The following is an 18,221-nucleotide window of genomic DNA, read 5'->3' on the forward strand; positions in this document are numbered from 1 at the left end:
ACGTGTTGAAAATGCATGAACACGCAACCTCCGAGAAGGATTCGGAGTCGGGTAGAGCTGTTTCCGTTACTTATCCCTTTTGCTCTCTATGGCTTTGCAAAGCCGATTTCTGCGAAATCCTGCCATTAAGTGTGAGCGCAGAATCCGGTAGTTTGGGCTCCTTTGAGACATTCGCCGCGTCTCGCATAATTGCGGCGTGACAGGCGGGCGACATAAGAGGCAGGGGTTTCCATGTGATGATGAGTCAAAGTCAGAGCGAGTAGTGCTGTCATGACAATCCTCCATCCGGCGAAGGGTCATCAGGATCCAACCAGCCCATAATGGTTCTGACATCAATGCTCAGGTAGTCTTGGGCAAGGAACGGGTTGAATGCAGGGATACACCCCGACTTTCGACGGAATGCCTCTGCAAAATGTCCAAGACGGAGTTGGGTATCACCGTCGTAAAGTGCCTCTTCTATCCCGCTCAGACACATTTCGATGAACAATCCAAACTCATTGCCACCTGCATGGACCAGCCGCTTGAGAAACTCTCTCTGTTGAAGTTCGATGGAAGGTATCAGACCAGATTTCCCAACGAACTCGGTAAAGATCTCTGTGATCTCGGGTTCGTGGGAAATCCAGCTCACTGCACCCAGGTGCACAACATCTATGCGCCTTTTAAGCTGAACATCCGAATTGATCATCTCGATCAGATCGGGCGTGCCAGACAGAACGAGACCAACCGGCCAATCCTTATCGTTCATCAGAGACTTCAGGGTGTTCACCACATCATTACGGGTTTTGACGCCTTTGCTGGTATAGAGGTCCTGAGCCTCGTCCAAATGCACAAACAGGGTCCTTCGCATTCGGAGGAACTGACGAACCTGCGTCCAGATGATGCCTACCGACTTGTCCCGAGCGAGCGGATATCCCAGACCGGACAGGATCGTCGTACCAACATTCTTTAGCGTCGCTGGCGACGGCACCAGTAGCCGGATCACCTCCGCCACATCCTGACCCGCCATTGGCAGGATCAGGTCAGTGTGATTGTCAAACAAGCGGTCTGCGGCGGTGGATTTACCACTGCCAGACGCCCCGATCAGAGCAATACCGCGCGCCTCGCTGCGACTACCCAATCGGATATCTCTCGGGCTTTGTCATCAATGAAGCGCCAAAGCTTCCATCCAGCGGGGCCTATCAGAACAGATTTGGTAGCCTGTTGCACGCTTACAGCCTCGTCGGCTTCAAGCCTGACAGAGATTACCGATACATTGAGATCAACAGACGATTGCGCAGCCTGCATTCCGACATCATCCGGGACATCATCGCCGGAGTCGAAGCCGTTGGCGGAGACGTCGCTCGTGACCTCAATACAGATACCCTCATCATCAATGACGAGTTCACCGTTTCAATTGTCATTGCGCGCTGTCTTCAGACAGGCGCAGGTGCGTATCGCTGGAACATTCGTTTGAACACCGGCCAGCTCCCCGATATGTCCATCGTCGTCAGGATGGGGCAGTCAAACAGAACGCCGCTCGACTACTACTTGTTGCCTACCTTTGACATGACCAAATCAAAGCTGCGCTTGGCGGAAAACAACGGTTTGTCCCTTGATGCATTCCGCTTCGATAACCTGGCTCATTTCTTCGACATGGCCGCACGTACGCCAATACTGGAGGCAGCGTGATGGATCATGTGCCGGTCGGACGCACTGTTCTTGTTCCTGTCGATGCAATTACCGTCGTCAACCCAAGGCTCAGGAACAAAAAGGTTTTCGACGAGATTACCGCGAACATCGCGGAGCTTGGGTTGAAAAGACCCATAACGGTTGCTGCGCGTGAGACTGAGGACGGAAGTGAGCCAGCATACGAATTGGTCTGCGGCCAGGGCCGTCTTGAGGCATTCTAGGTTCTTGGCCAATCTGAAATACCGGCGATCGTCATAGATGCCAGCAGCGAAGATTGCCTTGTTATGAGCCTGGTGGAAAACCTGGCGCGCAGGCACCACCATTCGCTGGATTTGCTCAGAGACATTGGGCGCCTCAAAGAAAGGGGTTACTCTGAAACTGAAATCGCCGCCAAGACTCAGCTGTCCAAGAAGTATGTCCACGGCGTCATTAAACTTCTGGAAAGTCACGAACACCGCCTTCTGCGTGCAGTGGAGAGCGGTAAGATTCCGGTCAGTGTTGCCGTTGACATTGCGGACGCGGATGACGTCGGCGTGCAACGTGTTCTGAGGCAAGCTTATGAGAAAAAGCTTCTGCGCGGCGGCAGACTCCTGGCGGCCAAGCGTCTGGTTGAGGCGCGCCAGAAGCATGGCAAGGGCCGCGCGAGCACTGGTGAACGACCGCGTAAAAGCCTGTCGGTCGAAAGTCTGCTCAAGACTTATGAAAACGATGTCGAGAAAAAGAAGGTGTTGCTGAGAAAAGCAAGTGCAACGCGCAGCGAACTGCTCTTTCTGACAGAAGCGCTTAAGACCCTGATGACTGACGAAAACTTCGTCACATTGCTTCGCGCCGAAGGCTTGATCAGCCTGCCAAAGCAGGTTGCAGATCGCCTGGCAAAATTCGAGGAGATATCCACATGACGGTGACCAAGGAAGAACAGAAGATTGCAGCAGCTTTTGAACAGGAGCTGGTAACACTCTCATTCGAGAACATCGCACCGCTCTATGTTGTCACGCCGCAAAAGAAGGCCAGCATCAAGTTCAAACAGATCATCACATCTATTCAGGACGTCGGTCTTGTTGAACCTATGGTTGTGGCCCGCGACCCATACAACGCTGGTCAATATACTTTGCTTGATGGGCATCTGCGCCTTGAGGTTTTGAAAGACCAGGGTCAGACACATGCGCGATGTCTTGTGTCCACGGACGACGAAGCCTTCACCTACAACAAACGCATCTCTCGTCTCGCGACCATTCAAGAGCACAAGATGATCCTGAGAGCCCTCTCACTTGGCGTACCAGAGGCCCGTTTGGCGAGCGCGCTTAATGTCAACATCAAGACCCTGAAGCAAAAACACCAGCTTCTGGATGGTATTTGCGATGAGGCGGCGGAACTACTGAAAGACAAACAAGTGGCTTTGACCGGGTTTCAGATTCTGAAGAAAATGAAGCCGATCCGGCAGATTGAAGCGGCGCAACTCATGGTCGCCATGAACAAGTTCACGATCAACTATGCCCGATCGCTTCTGGCCGCGACGCCCGAAAACCAGTTGGTGTCGGCGGCAACGCCGAAAAAGATCAGAGGCATTTCACGCGAGCAACTGGAGCTTATGGAGCGCGAGTCTGCCAATCTGGAACGCGAGGCCCGCCTTGTCGAAGACAGCTACGGCGCGGATCATCTCGATCTGGTCCTGACACGCGGGTTCATCGCGAAACTGATGCGCAGCGAGCAGATCACACGCTACCTTTCGCTGCACCATGACGCATTCTTACCCGCGTTTGAAAAGATCACGGAAAACGAGACCTTCACGTCCTGAACCCTCACGGCTGATTGGAATTGTTTTTGGGGACCCGGACCCATCAAGCGCGGGGACCGCAGGAGACGCCGCACGGTGGGGCGGATCAAGCGCGGCGATGGGGAGGACGGCGAACCCGTCGGAGCCCATCATGCCGGGCCAGACGCCCGGCAGGTTTCTCGATAGTCTGCGCGTAGATTCTGGTTCAGAGGCACGCGCAGACAACTTTTTTGGCTGAAATGCCTCACCATAACGAACCGCGAACATCATTGAAGCGGCATAATGTGAAGCGATCTCTGGTTGAGTGTTTAGCGCCGCTGCGGAGCCAACGCACCATTACTTAAATCTGCCTGGTTGCAGACATTGATCCCAATTGCAGAGAAAGTCAGCGAAGAGCCCAAAGTGCCAAATGCTGCATCAAACATCAAAGTCCGCTTTCTGGATGCTTAAATTTTGAAATTATCAAAATTTTTTGAAGAGGCCCGCAGGCATACGCGAGTTTCTAGTACATCACTTCTATCGCCTCGCTTGACGCCGCAAGTGCTGTGACATGTGATTTTAGTACATCAACGAACTGGTCACGTACTTCGTTTGGCTCTGACTGAACCGGAAAGAGAAGCCCAAACGACATCCAGCGTTCGGGCGTTATGGGGATGGTTCGAATGCGATCTCTATCTACGTTGGCCGCTACAAGCTCATCTGCAATTGTGACACCACCGCCATCCGCTACGAGGGCACATGCCAGCGAGGAAGATGCGACTTCGCAGGTTTGTTTTGGTAGTATCCCAGCGGATCGAAACATATCATCCAGTTGATCGCGCAGAAGCAATCCGTGCATCAGCCTGACAATAGGAACGTCACCTAAATCATCAATGGAAACCTCCTTCAGATCAGCAAGCGGATGATCAATTGGTACGACGGCTTGTGCTCTAACGCGCAACAGCAGTTCAGTCTGGATGTCGGGGTGTTCGACGGGAAGCGCACCAATGCCCACGTCATATTCTCGACCGGCCAGCCACTTCCCAGCCTCTCTGCGGGCACGTACATCCAGGCTGACATTTGTATCAGGGTTCGCCCTTACAAATTGACCGACGGCAGGGGAAGCCAGCGCGCGCGCGATGCGCGGCATTGCGACGATCCGAAGATTCTGAGTGCGGCCTGCACGAATCTCGGCGGCGATGCCTGGGATCTCATCCAGGTTGTCGAGGATGCGACCAGCTTCGCGATAAAATGCAAGTCCCTCGGGTGTTGGAGTGAGGTTCCGGCCGCTTCGATCAAAAAGATCAAGCCGCAACTCCCCCTCAAGACCGGAAACCAACCGGCTCACCGCTGGTTGCGAAAGGTGCAGTATTTTTGCTGCTGCTGCGAGTGATCCCTCAGACAGCGTTGCTCTGAATGCACGAAGCGCTTTGATGTTCATGTTTGCCACCGTCACTTACATCTTTTGCAAGTAAACTAAACATCTTTGCATTTTTCGCAATCTCTGTGATCTGCTAGGTGAGACCAGAAGAGAATTTAGGGAGGACTCTATGAAACGCAGAACACTCATTTCTGCCGCACTGGCAGGCATCGCCCTTGCGGCATCAGCCACAGCCAGCTTTGCGGCTGACTGGCCCAAGCGCCCGATCAACCTGGTTGTACCCTACAAGGCAGGCGGTGGCACTGATGCCTATGCCCGCGCTATCTCAGCGGCAGCCGAAGGCATTTTGGATGTGCCGGTTGTTGTCGTGAACAAACCCGGCTCGGGTGGCTTGAATGGAGCCAATTCTGTCGTTGGCGCACGGCCTGATGGCTACACGATGATGATGACTTCTGGTGGCTCATTCTTGCTGTCCACCATGACCCGCGACACCGACATTGATGCACTGGACAGCTTTGAGTTCGTTGCGCAGGTCGGCCAATTGCAAACCTCGCTGATGGTCCCGAAAGACAGCCCGTTTCAGACTGTTCAGGACGTGATCGACGCGGCCAAGGCTGATCCTGGATCGCTTCGTTGGGCGCATTCAGGCCGCGGTGGTTTCCACCATGTGGGCGGTCTGGGCTTTCTCGCCAATAACGGTATTGAAGCACAAGACGTTCCGTTCAAGGGCGGAGGGCCAACTCGCGCCGCTCTAATCGGGGAACAAGCTGACTTCGGCTTCCTAGGTGTACAACAGCTGGCCGGGTTCGAAGATCAACTGCGCGCTCTGGCAGTCAACAGTCAAGAACGCGATGCCATCATGAAGGATGTGCCTGCTTTTGGAGAGTTGGGCATTCCGTTTGCAGCTGTGTCCTCGCCGGTGATCGTGTTTGCTCCGAAGGGCACGCCTGCTGAAGTGATCGCGGCGATGGAAACAGCGCTGGAACAGATCGCAGCGAAGCCTGAATTTGCTGAATTGCTGGCGTCGCGTGGGACCGGTCCAGTCTATCAGAGCGGCGCAGACGCCAAGGCAACTCTGAGCTCTATGAAAGAGGACGCCACTCCTTTGGTTGAAAGCTTGACCAACTAAGTCCTCACGGCCGGGGGATCGATGATCTCCCGGCTTCTTTCTGTCCACGCATTTTTCAGGGAGGATGACATGCGCGCTTATGCCGAAGGTCTTGTGCTGGCCATCGTTTCACTTGTGGCCATTTGGGGCGCGTGGCAGGTGCCAGCTGCATCGCCCGGCGACACCTGGGCCGGGATCGTGCCCTTTGCTGCCTCCGTCGCTCTTTTGGGCTTGTCGGGTCTCTTGTTACTAGGTGCATCCCGTCAGACCGGAGATGTCGCTACAGCAAGCGGAGACAGCGGTGCCACTATCCAGATCATCGCGCTGTTCATCATTGCGCTGATCTACCAACAGTCATTCCGTTGGTTTGGCTACTTGCTGCCCACGGCCATAGTAGCTCCCATCGTGCTGTATATGTTCGGTGTGCGGAGCTGGATCGGCCTTGCGGTCTCCGTGGTCATCTGCCCGCTGGTGTTCCACCTCATCTTTTTTGTACTGCTTGGTGTTTTCCCGCCCTATGGCGAAGTGTTTGACCTGCTCAGCTGGATACAGGGGTAAGTCTCATGGAAATTTTTCCCGCCCTTCTTTCGGTCATCACCGACCCAATGCTGCTCTTTGCCATCGTCCTTGCCGCTGCCGTGGGCATGATCGTGGGCGCAACGCCGGGTCTGACAGCTTCAGCGGCAATCGCGATGCTGCTGCCAATCACCTTCTATATGTCGCCCCTCTTTGCGCTCGCCTTTCTTTATGTGATCGGAAAATCCGGGCGCTATGGCGGTTCCATCGCAGCGATCCTGTTTAATACGCCTGGCACAGCCGCGAGCGCCGCGACGCAGATTGACGGCTATCCACTGGCCCGCGCTGGTAAGGCAGGTAAAGCAATGAAGGTTGCCACGATCTCATCTGTGATCGGCGATCTCATGGGCGACATTCTGTTGGTTGTTGGCGTTGGTTTCATCGCGGCAATTGCGCTGAAACTCGGACCTCCGGAAACCTTTGCCATCTATTTTGCAGCCTTTGTGGTGATCGGTTCGGTAATCGGAAAGTCCATCGTCAAAGGTCTGGCCTCTGCGCTCCTGGGTATTCTGGTGGCAATGGTAGGGCTCGATCCAATTTCCAGCGAAGAGCGCTACACATTCGGCTCGTTCGATCTTTCCAATGGCATCGGCCTGGTGCCGTTGATGATTGGCGTTTTTGTCTTGGGCGAAGTCTTTGCGCAGCTTGAAGAACGCCGTAAAGCAACTGGCGAGACCAAGGAAAACGAAAGCTCAGCTGACGGCAATGACCTGACATGGGAGGAATACAAACCTTGCCTGCCCCATGCCGTGCGAGGTGGGTTCATCGGGGCTGGCATTGGTGTTTTACCGGGTCTGGGGTCAGCTATTGCGGCTTTCATCTCCTACGGGGAAGGCAAGCGCCGCGCGAAAAACCCTGAACAATGGGGCAAGGGCGCATTGGAAGGCGTTGCAGCACCCGAAGCCGCCAACAACGCGGTATCCGGCCCTTCCATGGCTCCGCTGCTGACATTGGGTATTCCAGGCTCGACGATTGGGGCGATCCTGTTGGGCGTATTCCTGATCCACGGCATACAGGTTGGCCCGACGTTGTTCCTGACAGACAAGGAACTGGTCTACAAGCTCTTTGCTTGCGGGATGCTCGGCATCCTCGCCTATGGCCTGATCGGCTATTTTGGTGCCACGCAAGTCGCCCGATTGATCCTGAAAATCCCGACCAATGTGCTCTATCCGCTGATCTTCATGACGGCCTTTGTTGCGGCCTATTCGGCGCGCGGCTCTATGTTCGATGTGACGGTGATGACCTGTGCTGGTTTCGTCGGCTGGCTGATGCGCAAATATGACTTCAACATTGCGGCCTTCGTGATCTCCTTTGTATTGGCCAAGGGCGCAGAAGAAACATTCCGGCAATCCCTGCTGATGTCAGATGGCGGTGCGCTGATCTTTGTCGAACGACCGATTGCGCTCGCCTTCCTGATCCTTGGTGCCGGGGCGATTGCCTTACGCGTTCGCGGAATCATGAAGGAACGCAAACTGGCGCAAGGAGGGTTGGGTGATGCTTGATTGGCAGCTCATGCAAGGTAGCTTTTCCAGCACAGATATGCGGCACATCTGGTCGGAATCCTCGACAATCTCCGCATGGATCAAAGTCGAACAAACGCTGGCGCGTGTGCAAAGTGATGTGGGTCTCGTGCCGAATGAAGCTGCTGTTGCACTCGACGGGTTTTGCATCGGAAAGCTCGATCAGGAACGCTTGCGGCAGGACATGGCGCTTGTCGGGCGACCCATCTTGGGATTGGTCGGGCAACTGCGCGAACACGTCGGCGAGGATCTCGCCAAGTTCGTCCATTTCAATAGTACGACGCAAGATATCATGGACACTGCGCTTGCGATGCAAATGAAGCTCGGTCTGGCGACCGTGTTGAGCGACCTCGATCAGCTCGTGTCCTCGCTGACGGGTCTGATCGAGGCGCACCCCAACACGTACATGATCGGACGCACCAATGGGCAACACGCGATCCCGATGCTGCTTCGGACCAAGTTTGAAGTCTGGCGCGCGGAGCTTATGCGTCGTCGCGAGGCGATCACCGAAGCGGAAAGGCGCGGAGCGCTGGTTCAGGTCGGCGGACCCCTGGGCGATCTGTCCAACTACGAAGAAGGAAAAGGGGCCGAGGTAAAGGCCGGCTTGGCGGAGGTCCTTGGGTTGAACGCAGCCGAACCCCATTGGCAGAATGCGCGTGATGGCGTTGCTGATATTGCCTCTGCTCTCGGCGGTCTCTGTGCGTCGATCTGCAAGATTGCACACAACATCAATCTGCTGTCATCCAGCGACATCGGCGAGATTTGCGAGTGCCATGAAAACGGAAAGGGTGCCTCGTCCTCCATGCACCATAAGCGCAACCAACGGGCCAGCGAGTTTGCCGAGGCTGTCGCAAGGCTTGGGCGCCAAAGATCAGAGCAAGTCGGAGAACTGACCCTACACCAGCATGAGCGTTCCGGGGGTGTCTGGGTCGGCGAATGGGTGGTGGTGCCAGAAGTTTTTCTGCTGACCTCTGGCGCGCTGTCCTGGGCAAAGCGGGTGCTTTCTGAATTGAGAATTGACGAAGACCGGATGAAACAGAATCTGATCTGAGAAGCGACAAAGAAACAACAACCGTCATTCGCGTTTTTCCGGCGCATGGAGGCTGTGTCCGTCTTGCAGCAAACTGGACGCTGTTAAGCTGAGGTCTGCCAAGAACCCGGTTCGACTGATGCGGTGCCGTTCATGTATGTCGGCTGCTGGGGCCTTTGTTTTCTTCGTATCGGTCAGCCGCAAAGCGATGGAGTCGCCTAACCATTCCAACAATTTCTAGGCAGATGGTCCCCGGCAATGCTGAAATCATCGCATGTCATGAAAGCGTAATTATACTTCCCGACCAAGAAGCTCGCGACATTCACAATGACCACTATGGTGACCAGCCATTGAAATAGCTGTTTGCTATGAAGCTCAGCGGCCTCGGGCACGGCAACAGAATCCAAGATGTATGCGGTGAAAGGAATTGCCGGAAGCAACAGAAACGACAAGTTTGGCAGAACCTCAGGATTGAAAGACCAAATGGCGGAGGTCATTACGACAGTGGGCAAACTGAGAAGCAATGTAGCCCACCAAGTCAGATATCGCGTTCCGTCCGCAGTTCTGCCGACAACGAAACTGGCAATGAGCGCGGCAAGTGATACAAACCAGATCGACAGGAAGTCTGTGTAGAATACTTCCCCGTAAGCACCGAGTGTGAAACTGATGCGCCACGTGACAAGAGTGAGACCGATACTCGCCAGAAAAAATGTCCCAGCTTCCTCGCTGGAAAATGCCTTAGTCATAACTGACCGATAGTTTCTCGGTCGTTGGTAAAGCCTGGCAGGTTAGCAGCGCTCCGTTTGCAATGTCTTTGTCTTCAAGCGCCATACGAGCGCGCATGTGAACATCGCCAGAGACCAACTTGGCACGACATGCGCCGCACACACCAGATTGACAGGAGAATGGTGGTTTCAAACCCGCGGCTTTTGCTGCTTCCAATAGAGTTTGGCCCCGTGAAATGCTCACGGTGTGTTGGACGCCGCCGAGCGTCACCTCCATCGACGATGCGACACCGTCAACGCTTGTATCAAGGTCCGCCGCCCCACCGTAGCTTTCCATGTGGATGCGGCTTGCTGGCGCGTCCAGCGACATCAACGCTGCTTTCACGGCCTTGTTCATGCCGCCTGGCCCACAGACATAGTATTGGGCATCTTGCGCGTAGGGCGGGTTCTCTGTGATCAGGGCATCAATGGCGTCCTTGCCGACAATGCCCTTGCGCCAATACTCAGCGCTGGACCACCACCCCGGCTTGGAGAAGACATGATGTATCGACATCCGATCTCGATGGCTCGTCCAAACACCATTCAGTTCATCCCCAAGCAGGATGCTCTTTTCATTGGTGTTGCCATAGGCCAAATGCGCGAATGAGTTTGGCTCCGCAGCCATGACGGAGCTGAGCATCGCGTAAAGAGGCGTGATGCCTGAGCCAGCGCCAAAAAAGTAGTGCGTGCGACGCGCGGTTTGATTGGGATCGAGGCAAAAACCACCGAAAGGTGGCATGACGTCGATCACGTCGCCCTTTCTCACTGTGTCATTGATGTGATTGCTGACGACACCGCCTTTGACCCGTTTCACGGTGATCCTCAGCGGATCGCCCGTGAAGGGAGAAGAAGAAATCGAATAGCTGCGGCGCTGCTCTTCACCGTCGATTGTGAAGCGGAACGACAGATGTTGGCCGGGACGCCAAGTGAATGCTTCCCGCAAAGCGTCTGGCACATCGAACATGACCGTCTTCGCCAAGCCACCAATTTCTTCACGGGTATCGAGAACGGTCAGGGGGTGAAACTCGCGCGTCATGTCTTTTCTCCCAGCCATTCGAGCACCACTTTTTGATGGTCAATGACAGGGCTTTCGCCAACTGCTGCGGGGCCGGTTTCGAAGTAGGGAGAATGCAGTGACTTTTGCTGCTGTTCGCAGGCGTAGATGTCTTCGCCAGTAAAGTCGCCTGCAACCATTGGGTCGTCTTCGCTCATGGCATCATGAGCCTCGTATTTTCCGCTGAGACCGAACTTCGTCCAGAACATCGAAGATTTCATGGATTGTTTCGTGAACTCCCAGCCAGAGCTGTTGGACACGCGGCCACGATTGTGCACGCGGGTCAGTTCTGGTCCGAGCGGTTCGATGATGAAGACGTTCCAGCCGTCTTCGCTCGCACCAATGCCAATGCCGGGAAACATCATGGGAACCCATGCACCGTTCATGTCTTTTGGGATCACGCGCGGCGCGATCAGCTTGCTTTCCTGATCTTTCAGAAACGCATCAATAGGCGGTTCCCAGAACATGTAATGTGGGCCTTCCCAATGGTACTTGGCCGCTTTGTGGTCGTACATCTGAAGCGTGTTCGAATGCAGATGGCTGAGATGGTACACATCGATGTAATTCTCAACGACGACCTTCCAGTTGGCTTTGATCTCATAGCTGGTGTTCAGCTCTTCGTATTCGACAAGATCCTCAGGAACATGTGGCCCGATATGCGGCTCAGCGGGTCCGAACCACTCCGCGACCGAAGGCGCATTCGGATCGGGATGCACAAAGATCATCGACTTCCAAAGATCGACTTTTGCAGGCTTGAGGCCAAGGCATGACTTATCGAGCTGGCCGAACTCTTCCTGTTCTTCCGGAACCGAGACGAGGTTGCCCTCAAGGTCATAGGTCCAGTCGTGATAAGGACACGTCAGCGCCTTTTGTGTCTTACCAACCGCCCGTATCAACTGCGTGCCACGGTGCCGACAGATGTTATGGAAGGCACGCAGGCGGCGATCCCGTCCCATCACGACAAAGATGTTGTTCAGGCCGGCTTGAACTGTAATGTACTGGCCCGGTTCGCTGACATCTTCCATGAACCCGGCATAGCGCCAGGTCTTAGAAAAGATGTCGCGCATTTCGCGGTCATACCATTCCTGAGAGGTATAAGCTTCGACGGGCAGTAAATGCAGCATGGGCTTCATGTTGAGACCTCCTCAGATCATTTGTGGTAAGAATTCGAGAGCGACCAACAGAAGACCCAGCACCACCCAAGCAAACTGGATCAGCCAGAACAGGATGGGGTCTTCATCTCGGGTCACATCCGACAGAAGAAACGCATGCCCAGAGTAGAAGTTGGGGATCGTCCAGTAGAGAAACAGGAGGCCCCATAGCGCTTGGTAGCCCAGAGCCGTAGTGGCCATCAGGATCACGAAAGTCGCGTAGTTGAGCAGTCGAGCACGGGTCATTTTGTCTCTTTCAAAGTACCTATAAGTATCTGAGCCGCCCTTTTCGCGCGGGCTTGCCACGCCTCGGGCATGCTCAAAGACGCGAGTGATGTTGCGTTGTAATAGACGGCGACGATGCCATGTGCTGCTGCCTGCAACTGATCGTCGTCAGCCTCGGGGAAATCTGATCGCAAAATGGTGGAAACTGCGTCTTCGAAATCAGTAACAACACTTTGGCATTCAGCTTGCAGACCGGCATCCTCGGCAGCCCGCGCGGTGAGTGCAGCAAAAACCAGAACGTATTCTGATGACGATGCGCCTGCGTCCGAAAACAGAACGTCGATAAGCCAGTTGGCCCCATCCGTCGGCGGTGCTGCGGCAATCATCGCTTCCGTCTGATTAGAGAAGGCCCCAAAAACATAGCCCTGTAACGCAGCCATCATGTCTTCACGGTTGCCAAGATGGTGGCGTACCAACGGGCGCTTCAACCCTGCTTCTTCAGCAATCTGTGCGAGCGACGCCCCGTCAACGCCGTAGCGCGCGACGCAGCGAATGAGCGCTTGCATCACCTGCTCATAGCGGTCATCGCGATTTGACGGACGACCCACCATCTCAATTCCAATAGCGAAGCGTGAGGGTTCTTGAAGTATTCGGTCCCGCGACTGTCAGAGCATCGCCGAACCTTGGCGGAAGACCGCTTTGGCCCATGGCAGCAAAACTATACCCTTCGGTCGGAACCTCACCGTCGAGGTCGAGATCGCCGTCACTATCTTCGTCATGCAAGGCGGCAATTGCGTATGAACCGGTTGGCAAATCATGAAATGTCACTGACACGCGCCCTTCGTTTGCAGGAATGATTGCCACGGCCGTAGCGTTCATGACATCCATCGCTTCAAATGCGGCCGCGTCATCAAAAGCCGCAACGACCAGCACGCCATTCGAGTTGCGAATTCCGTCAACGCTCGCTGTTAACGCACCAGTTTCAGCAGCCAAGGCAGATGCGCTCAGGGTGCAAGACAAACCAAGTGCAGAGGTGATTATTAACTTTTGTGCAAGCATCGTGCATTCCTTTGCTGTCAAGTGTGACAACAAATAGAGGCGACGTTTTTAATTGTCAATAATGACAGTTAACCTGATGTCAGGCAGAGCAGTCGTTCGTCAAAAAATCATCAATGTCCGTTTTGTCCGCTCAGCCGACCTTGATGCCGTCTGTACCGGCACGATGCCCAACCGAAACCGTCAGATGACTGGTTTTAGCCCAGATTGCATTTCTTCCGCATTGCCGCGAATGTCTACTTATGAAAAAGCCGACCAAAAGTGACCTCTTTCAAAGAGCCAAACAGGAGTTGCTCAGGCGGATTCAGTCGCCAGCGGTGTCCTCTGATCGCCTTTGCCAAAACGGAGCGCCGACTGACCCGGTCGAATTTGCTTTGAGTGCAATTAGGCGTTGTGCTGAAACAAAGGCTGCTAGAATGGTCATCTCCGGGAAGTCCAGAAGGCTTTTGCCTGAAATTAGCCAACTTGATGGCCATCTGCGCGAGCTAGAAATTTCCCATACTGAAATCACAGATTTGTCTCCACTGGGTGGGTTGCCCAGCCTCGAAAGCTTGAAAATCAATGCGTCAGAGATTGCGGATTTTTCGGTGCTGGCTTCGTTGAAAAAACTTCAGAGGCTAGAGCTAAGCCACTCCGGCGAAATACATGTCAAAGTTCCCGATTTGCCGGAACTTATCGAAATCAAAATACTCAATACTCATGGCAATATCACTCTTGGTAACTTACCGAAGCTTGAGAAAGCAGAGTTTCAGGTGCTTGCAGACCTTGCTGAAGTCACGAAGCAACCCGAGCTGGTGGAGCTTAAATTCCAGAAAGTCGGAAACCTATCTCTCGACGCTTTGACGAGATCAAAAAACCTACGGCAAATTGATGCTAGGTTATATGGCGCAATGGATTTGCATCCCTTGGCTTCTCATACTGGCCTGAAGAAGCTCAAGTTGACTGCGCCAGAAGTCACAGATATTTCGCCAATTGCTGAGCTTTCTGGTTTGGAAGCCTTAGAGCTGAACGATTTCAAGGTATCAGATGCTCGCCCGCTAAAAAACTTAACTCAAATGCGTTCGCTCGCACTACGGTTCAAGGTCGCTTTGGCTGATCTATCTTTTCTTTCAGATATGAAAGAACTAACGCACTTGGTGTTCTGCCCGTCCGCCAACTCCGATTTGCGTCCTCTGACAGAGTTGCCACATTTGCAAGATGCCGCACTTGTTCAGATCTCACCGCGAACCGACCTTTCGCCTTTGTCGTTTTGTAGGGAGCTACGTCGTCTGGTTATCTCAACTGACAAGAACGCATATGGTCCACTCTTAAGACCACTGCCTTCGCCTCCAAGTCTCGAAATACTATCGTTGTTTGGGGGCGCCTTTGAAAATTTAGACGGGCTAGAAAACTGCAGCAGACTAATCACGCTTACATGCAGCAGCACAAATATTGTGAGCCTTCACCCATTGATTGGTATGGAGAACCTTACGCGATTGGACGTGGCTGGCAGCCGTGTCAGTGATTTATCGGTTCTTGCGACATTGCCCTGTTTCGTTGGTGAAAATTCGGACATCGGCCTCGCACTACGCAATACACCAGCGGTCGAGCGCTATCCTGAATTAGCCCAATTGGTCAGTCGGGAGACGGGACGTGATGGGCTACAGGCACAGCACGATACCGCGATCAAGGCAGTGCGCATTTTGGCTCGCGAAACCAGACATTGATTGCAGTGCAACCAACGGCGGCTTTGTCCCGCACAGCCGACCTTGAGCTCGTGTATAGGGCGATTTTGCCCAACCAAAACCATCAGATGTCCGCTTCGAGCCCCTAGCGCCCCTTTTCCCGCCGACGACCTTCATCTGCCAAAATGTTGACGACTAACAATAGCGCTACAAATGCGGCGCAGGCCAATAAACCGAGAACCTTGCTCCAAGTGAAGAGAAAGACTGAGACAAGCATCGTGAGCATTGCAGCCGTGAGGACAAACAATGAACTGATTACAAGTCTTAAGGTGGTCTTTGTGGCAAATTCCCAAATCCGTGAATTTTCGATGCTGAGACGAACTTGACGATATCGGTGCAACAAAAGATTCATCATATGACTGTGATATCCCTGCGACAGATATTCAAGGCAAAGCGGCTCGTTTGGTTTATTCGTCGGTTGACCGTTTAGTCCGCAGTGCGGTCGTGGCGGTTCGACACCAAAAAATGGCTGGTTTCGCTACCACTGGATGACTAGCCTCACTAAAACGAACCGTGAACATCGCTGAAGCGGTTTGATGTGAAGCGATCTCTGGTTGAGTGGCGCTCCGGAAAAATGGGTCACTAGAAATATTGGCGCACGAAACCCAAGCCCCCGCCCAGCTATCCTTTGTCAAACTTCCGGATCACCTCAGGTGGTAGCATATGCCGAAAACGCGGAGGCGTGTTTTCCCACATTTCCTCATCGGAGAAGGGCTCAGTTCTGACCTGCATACGGTCAATATCTTCGCCCTCGGCTGGGTTCAGGTTTACGCCAAGTATCTTTAGAATTTCGCGTAACCTCGCCTGTCCCTCTGGTGTCGAAGCCGCACCGCTGCGAAACAAAGAAAAAAGAAAGGGCAATCGCCAGTGGAACGACTATGGGTGCCAAATGGCAAAACTATGTGTCGTCCCACACAGGAAACCAGTGGCGGACCGAGGAGCAACCTTACATTTTATATAACTTATTGTTAAAAATTTATAAAATCTTAGAAACTAAAATGCATACCACTAAATATACCACGCAAATCACTGGAACTGGCGCTTCAAAGCCTCAGGTTCGAGCATGACGGAACGACCGGTAACTAAGAATAGCAGACACTCATACAAAGTGCAGCGAACGTCTTCTTCGAGCCCAAAGAAGCCTTAAGTCAGCAAGCGTAAAAGATGCATTTTCAGTTATTCGGTGTGTACCAAATAGGAGAAGTGTATGCCCGTTCCTGAGTTGTCATCGGTACATTTGAACCCATCTCGACCCCAAATTTTACGGCATCGTAAGCAGTCCACCGTGGTGTCGGGATTTCGATCACGCGAGCATAATAGAAAGCGAGTTCCGAGGGATCAAAGTCCGGGTCTGTCCAAACCGCTCCTAACTCCGACGCGCCGATCGTGTTTGTCCAAGACGGAATGGACAAGTCGACCGTGCTCCCAACAGTGGGCAGCTTGCCGTTTTCGTCCGGGCTTCTGTCTCCACCCCATGCCACGTCATAAACTTTCTCCTGCGCTTCCCCGGTATCCGCATCAATCCAACCTTTAATGATCTGGACGCGGTCGAGGTTCGCACCAACGGGGTCACGCAATGAATACACCAAGAAGTCCGGCGCCTCGCCTTCAGCAACAGTGAGGTCACCGCCCATCGGCACCCCTCCACCGTAACCAATCCGAGCTAGATCGCGCCGTGCAATTGCGTCTTCGGAATAGTCACCACCGAAGAAGCGGACAGTCATGCGCGGGCCGGTAGTGCCATAGGCTTCGCGACGTTCCATTGCGTCGAATATAGATGTTCGCGTGTTTTCCCGTGCCCACACGGCGGTCAATCCGGCGGCACTGTAACCCCAACCGTAGTAAGCTACATCGCCATCAGAAAAAGACTTTCCGACATGGCTTGCACGTTCCGCATTTGGTTCGTAAGCCGTGTGTTTACCAAAGAAATTGTCTTCTGCGACGGCAGACAAACCAGTGTGGGTGTCTGTGGCCGCGCTGGCACCGAACTTGTAGGGGTTCACACCAAGCTCAGCTTGAAGAGCAAGGCCGCGCAGTAGCCCTGACCGTGCATATTCTCCGGGCAGCATCTCCGGCGTCTTTGTAACGCTGGCATCAAGGTTGCCAAAATCCCATGTCTCGTAGTCGGCAAACTCATCTTCCGTCGACAACAGCGGGTGCGCTTCACCATCGCCCTTGATCTGGGACCACTCATAAAGCGGTTCCCACTTCGCGCGGGCTTCGGCGTATGCGCGGTCCAACGGTGGTTGGCCTTCTGCAAAGTCATCAACCAGTGAAAACACCCAACCATTGGATAGATTGCCATTATGCGCAATCGCGAGGGCATCTCCGCCTGTTGTGTCTTCGAAATTCTGAAGCCAGGCATAGAGGTCCCGCGGATTAGGTGAGCCTACTGGTGGCGTCGTCGTATAGGGCAGTATCTGGCGTGCAATGTCAGACCCATCGCGAAGGATCACGTTGCGATGCAGGTTGTTGCCTTGGACAAGTGAGGTCCATTCGAAAGCGATGAAAGTCGTAAACACACCGGGATCATTAAACTCTTCTGCTGCATCGATAATGTCACCCCAAACTGTTGCAAATGCCGGATTGCCGGGTTGATAATTGAGCGCTGGGGAGACTGTACCTTGGGCAAAACTCGCAATGAGTTGCTGCATCGCACGAAGGGCCTCTTCGCCACCCGCATTGAAAGCATTGTGAAACTCGCGGCCTTGCTCGTCAGCCAGAATGTTGGGGGCTCCTGAAATAATGTCCGTGATAGCCCCCATCGCGTCGGAATGGTCAGTAATCATGTAAAAATCAAACGGGCGGTGCAATTTAACGGGCTGTCCAGTATTAGAAGTGACTTGTTCTCCTCGTGCAAAACGATAAGCATCGCGTGGCATGAGGCGTGTTCCACCGCCTCCCGCATCTGCCGATAGGCCAGTATGTACGTGCGTGTCCCCGAAGAAAACTCTCTCTGGATAGGCGCGATCAGCGTAAGGCGAATAAGGTCGCCCCTTCAAAAACGTATCGCTTGCGTCAGGCGGAGCAACTTGCGCAAAAGAAGCAGTCCCTGTGACAAAGGCCATACATACAACAAGGTACTGTAACCGCATCTTGGAAAATCCCTGAAGCTTCAAAACTGGTCTCTTAATCCTAGGACTTTATCCAGCCCAACTGCCAAAAGCTATCAATTCAAAAACGGTGGCTTTGTCCGCAGAGCGGTTATTTG

The 18,221-nt window shown here is 53.7% G+C and carries 18 protein-coding genes; 9 read left to right on the forward strand and 9 right to left on the reverse strand.

The features are described from left to right. Positions 1–268: 268 nt before the first annotated feature. Positions 269–1,117 carry an ATP-binding protein gene (locus ACR0IU_RS18240; RefSeq protein WP_480717244.1) on the reverse strand — a complete coding sequence of 283 codons (849 nt, stop codon included), beginning with the start codon at positions 1,115–1,117 and terminating at the stop codon, positions 269–271. A 152-nt stretch (positions 1,118–1,269) separates the two neighbouring features. On the opposite strand from ACR0IU_RS18240, the gene ACR0IU_RS18245 reads away from it, so the two are divergent. From ACR0IU_RS18245 to ACR0IU_RS18260, 4 genes are all read left to right on the forward strand, one after another. After that, on the forward strand, positions 1,270–1,668 hold the full coding sequence (locus tag ACR0IU_RS18245) for a hypothetical protein (RefSeq protein ID WP_480717245.1): 399 nt from the start codon (positions 1,270–1,272) through the stop codon (positions 1,666–1,668). Further along, positions 1,668–1,889, forward strand: coding sequence for a ParB N-terminal domain-containing protein (locus tag ACR0IU_RS18250; protein WP_480717246.1), 222 nt, complete (start codon positions 1,668–1,670; stop codon positions 1,887–1,889). Before ACR0IU_RS18245 ends, ACR0IU_RS18250 begins: the two co-directional genes overlap by 1 nt. Before the next feature lie 63 nt (positions 1,890–1,952). Next, positions 1,953–2,567, forward strand: a complete 615-nt coding sequence (locus tag ACR0IU_RS18255; RefSeq protein WP_480717247.1) for a plasmid partitioning protein RepB C-terminal domain-containing protein — start codon at positions 1,953–1,955, stop codon at positions 2,565–2,567. Continuing rightward, a complete protein-coding gene (locus ACR0IU_RS18260; protein ID WP_480717248.1) occupies positions 2,564–3,463 on the forward strand; it encodes a plasmid partitioning protein RepB C-terminal domain-containing protein in 900 nt (299 codons plus the stop codon). The genes ACR0IU_RS18255 and ACR0IU_RS18260 overlap by 4 nt, the downstream gene beginning before the upstream one ends. Positions 3,464–3,944: 481 nt before the next feature. On the opposite strand, the gene ACR0IU_RS18265 is transcribed toward ACR0IU_RS18260, so the two are convergent. Beyond that, a complete protein-coding gene (locus ACR0IU_RS18265; protein ID WP_480717249.1) occupies positions 3,945–4,862 on the reverse strand; it encodes a LysR family transcriptional regulator in 918 nt (305 codons plus the stop codon). A 109-nt stretch (positions 4,863–4,971) separates the two neighbouring features. On the opposite strand from ACR0IU_RS18265, the gene ACR0IU_RS18270 reads away from it, so the two are divergent. The 4 genes from ACR0IU_RS18270 (at position 4,972) to ACR0IU_RS18285 (ending at position 9,057) form a co-directional block, all read left to right on the forward strand. Next, positions 4,972–5,931 carry a tripartite tricarboxylate transporter substrate binding protein gene (locus ACR0IU_RS18270; RefSeq protein ID WP_480717250.1) on the forward strand — a complete coding sequence of 320 codons (960 nt, stop codon included), beginning with the start codon at positions 4,972–4,974 and terminating at the stop codon, positions 5,929–5,931. A 69-nt stretch (positions 5,932–6,000) separates the two neighbouring features. Next, positions 6,001–6,468: a tripartite tricarboxylate transporter TctB family protein gene (locus ACR0IU_RS18275; protein WP_257599590.1), complete on the forward strand. Its 468-nt coding sequence runs from the start codon at positions 6,001–6,003 to the stop codon at positions 6,466–6,468. Between the two features lie 5 nt (positions 6,469–6,473). Continuing rightward, positions 6,474–7,988 (forward strand): tripartite tricarboxylate transporter permease, encoded by a 1,515-nt coding sequence (locus ACR0IU_RS18280; protein ID WP_480717251.1) that lies wholly within the window; start codon positions 6,474–6,476, stop codon positions 7,986–7,988. Beyond that, a complete protein-coding gene (locus ACR0IU_RS18285; protein WP_480717252.1) occupies positions 7,981–9,057 on the forward strand; it encodes a lyase family protein in 1,077 nt (358 codons plus the stop codon). The genes ACR0IU_RS18280 and ACR0IU_RS18285 overlap by 8 nt, the downstream gene beginning before the upstream one ends. 197 nt (positions 9,058–9,254) lie before the next feature. Here the strand turns inward: ACR0IU_RS18285 and ACR0IU_RS18290 are convergent, their stop codons facing one another. The 6 genes from ACR0IU_RS18290 to ACR0IU_RS18315 are packed head-to-tail and all read right to left on the reverse strand — an operon-like array spanning position 9,255 to position 13,289. Continuing rightward, positions 9,255–9,782, reverse strand: coding sequence for a hypothetical protein (locus tag ACR0IU_RS18290; RefSeq protein ID WP_480717253.1), 528 nt, complete (start codon positions 9,780–9,782; stop codon positions 9,255–9,257). Next, positions 9,775–10,836: a 2Fe-2S iron-sulfur cluster-binding protein gene (locus ACR0IU_RS18295; protein WP_480717254.1), complete on the reverse strand. Its 1,062-nt coding sequence runs from the start codon at positions 10,834–10,836 to the stop codon at positions 9,775–9,777. Before ACR0IU_RS18295 ends, ACR0IU_RS18290 begins: the two co-directional genes overlap by 8 nt. Continuing rightward, on the reverse strand, positions 10,833–11,987 hold the full coding sequence (locus ACR0IU_RS18300; protein ID WP_480717255.1) for an aromatic ring-hydroxylating oxygenase subunit alpha: 1,155 nt from the start codon (positions 11,985–11,987) through the stop codon (positions 10,833–10,835). The genes ACR0IU_RS18295 and ACR0IU_RS18300 overlap by 4 nt, the downstream gene beginning before the upstream one ends. Before the next feature lie 12 nt (positions 11,988–11,999). Next, on the reverse strand, positions 12,000–12,251 hold the full coding sequence (locus ACR0IU_RS18305; protein WP_480717256.1) for a hypothetical protein: 252 nt from the start codon (positions 12,249–12,251) through the stop codon (positions 12,000–12,002). Continuing rightward, the gene (locus tag ACR0IU_RS18310; RefSeq protein WP_480717257.1) at positions 12,248–12,796 is read right to left on the reverse strand and encodes a TetR/AcrR family transcriptional regulator; all 549 of its coding nucleotides are present in this window, start codon (positions 12,794–12,796) and stop codon (positions 12,248–12,250) included. The genes ACR0IU_RS18305 and ACR0IU_RS18310 overlap by 4 nt, the downstream gene beginning before the upstream one ends. Before the next feature lie 46 nt (positions 12,797–12,842). After that, the gene (locus ACR0IU_RS18315) at positions 12,843–13,289 is read right to left on the reverse strand and encodes a DUF2141 domain-containing protein (RefSeq protein WP_480717258.1); all 447 of its coding nucleotides are present in this window, start codon (positions 13,287–13,289) and stop codon (positions 12,843–12,845) included. Positions 13,290–13,528: 239 nt separating this feature from the next. Between ACR0IU_RS18315 and ACR0IU_RS18320 the strand changes: the two genes are divergently transcribed. After that, on the forward strand, positions 13,529–14,992 hold the full coding sequence (locus ACR0IU_RS18320) for a leucine-rich repeat domain-containing protein (RefSeq protein ID WP_480717259.1): 1,464 nt from the start codon (positions 13,529–13,531) through the stop codon (positions 14,990–14,992). 1,190 nt (positions 14,993–16,182) lie between these two features. Here ACR0IU_RS18320 and ACR0IU_RS18325 read toward each other — a convergent pair. Then, positions 16,183–18,105 (reverse strand): DUF3604 domain-containing protein, encoded by a 1,923-nt coding sequence (locus ACR0IU_RS18325; protein ID WP_170782182.1) that lies wholly within the window; start codon positions 18,103–18,105, stop codon positions 16,183–16,185. Positions 18,106–18,221: the final 116 nt, after the last annotated feature.

Source organism: Ruegeria sp. CL5, assembly GCF_056536485.1.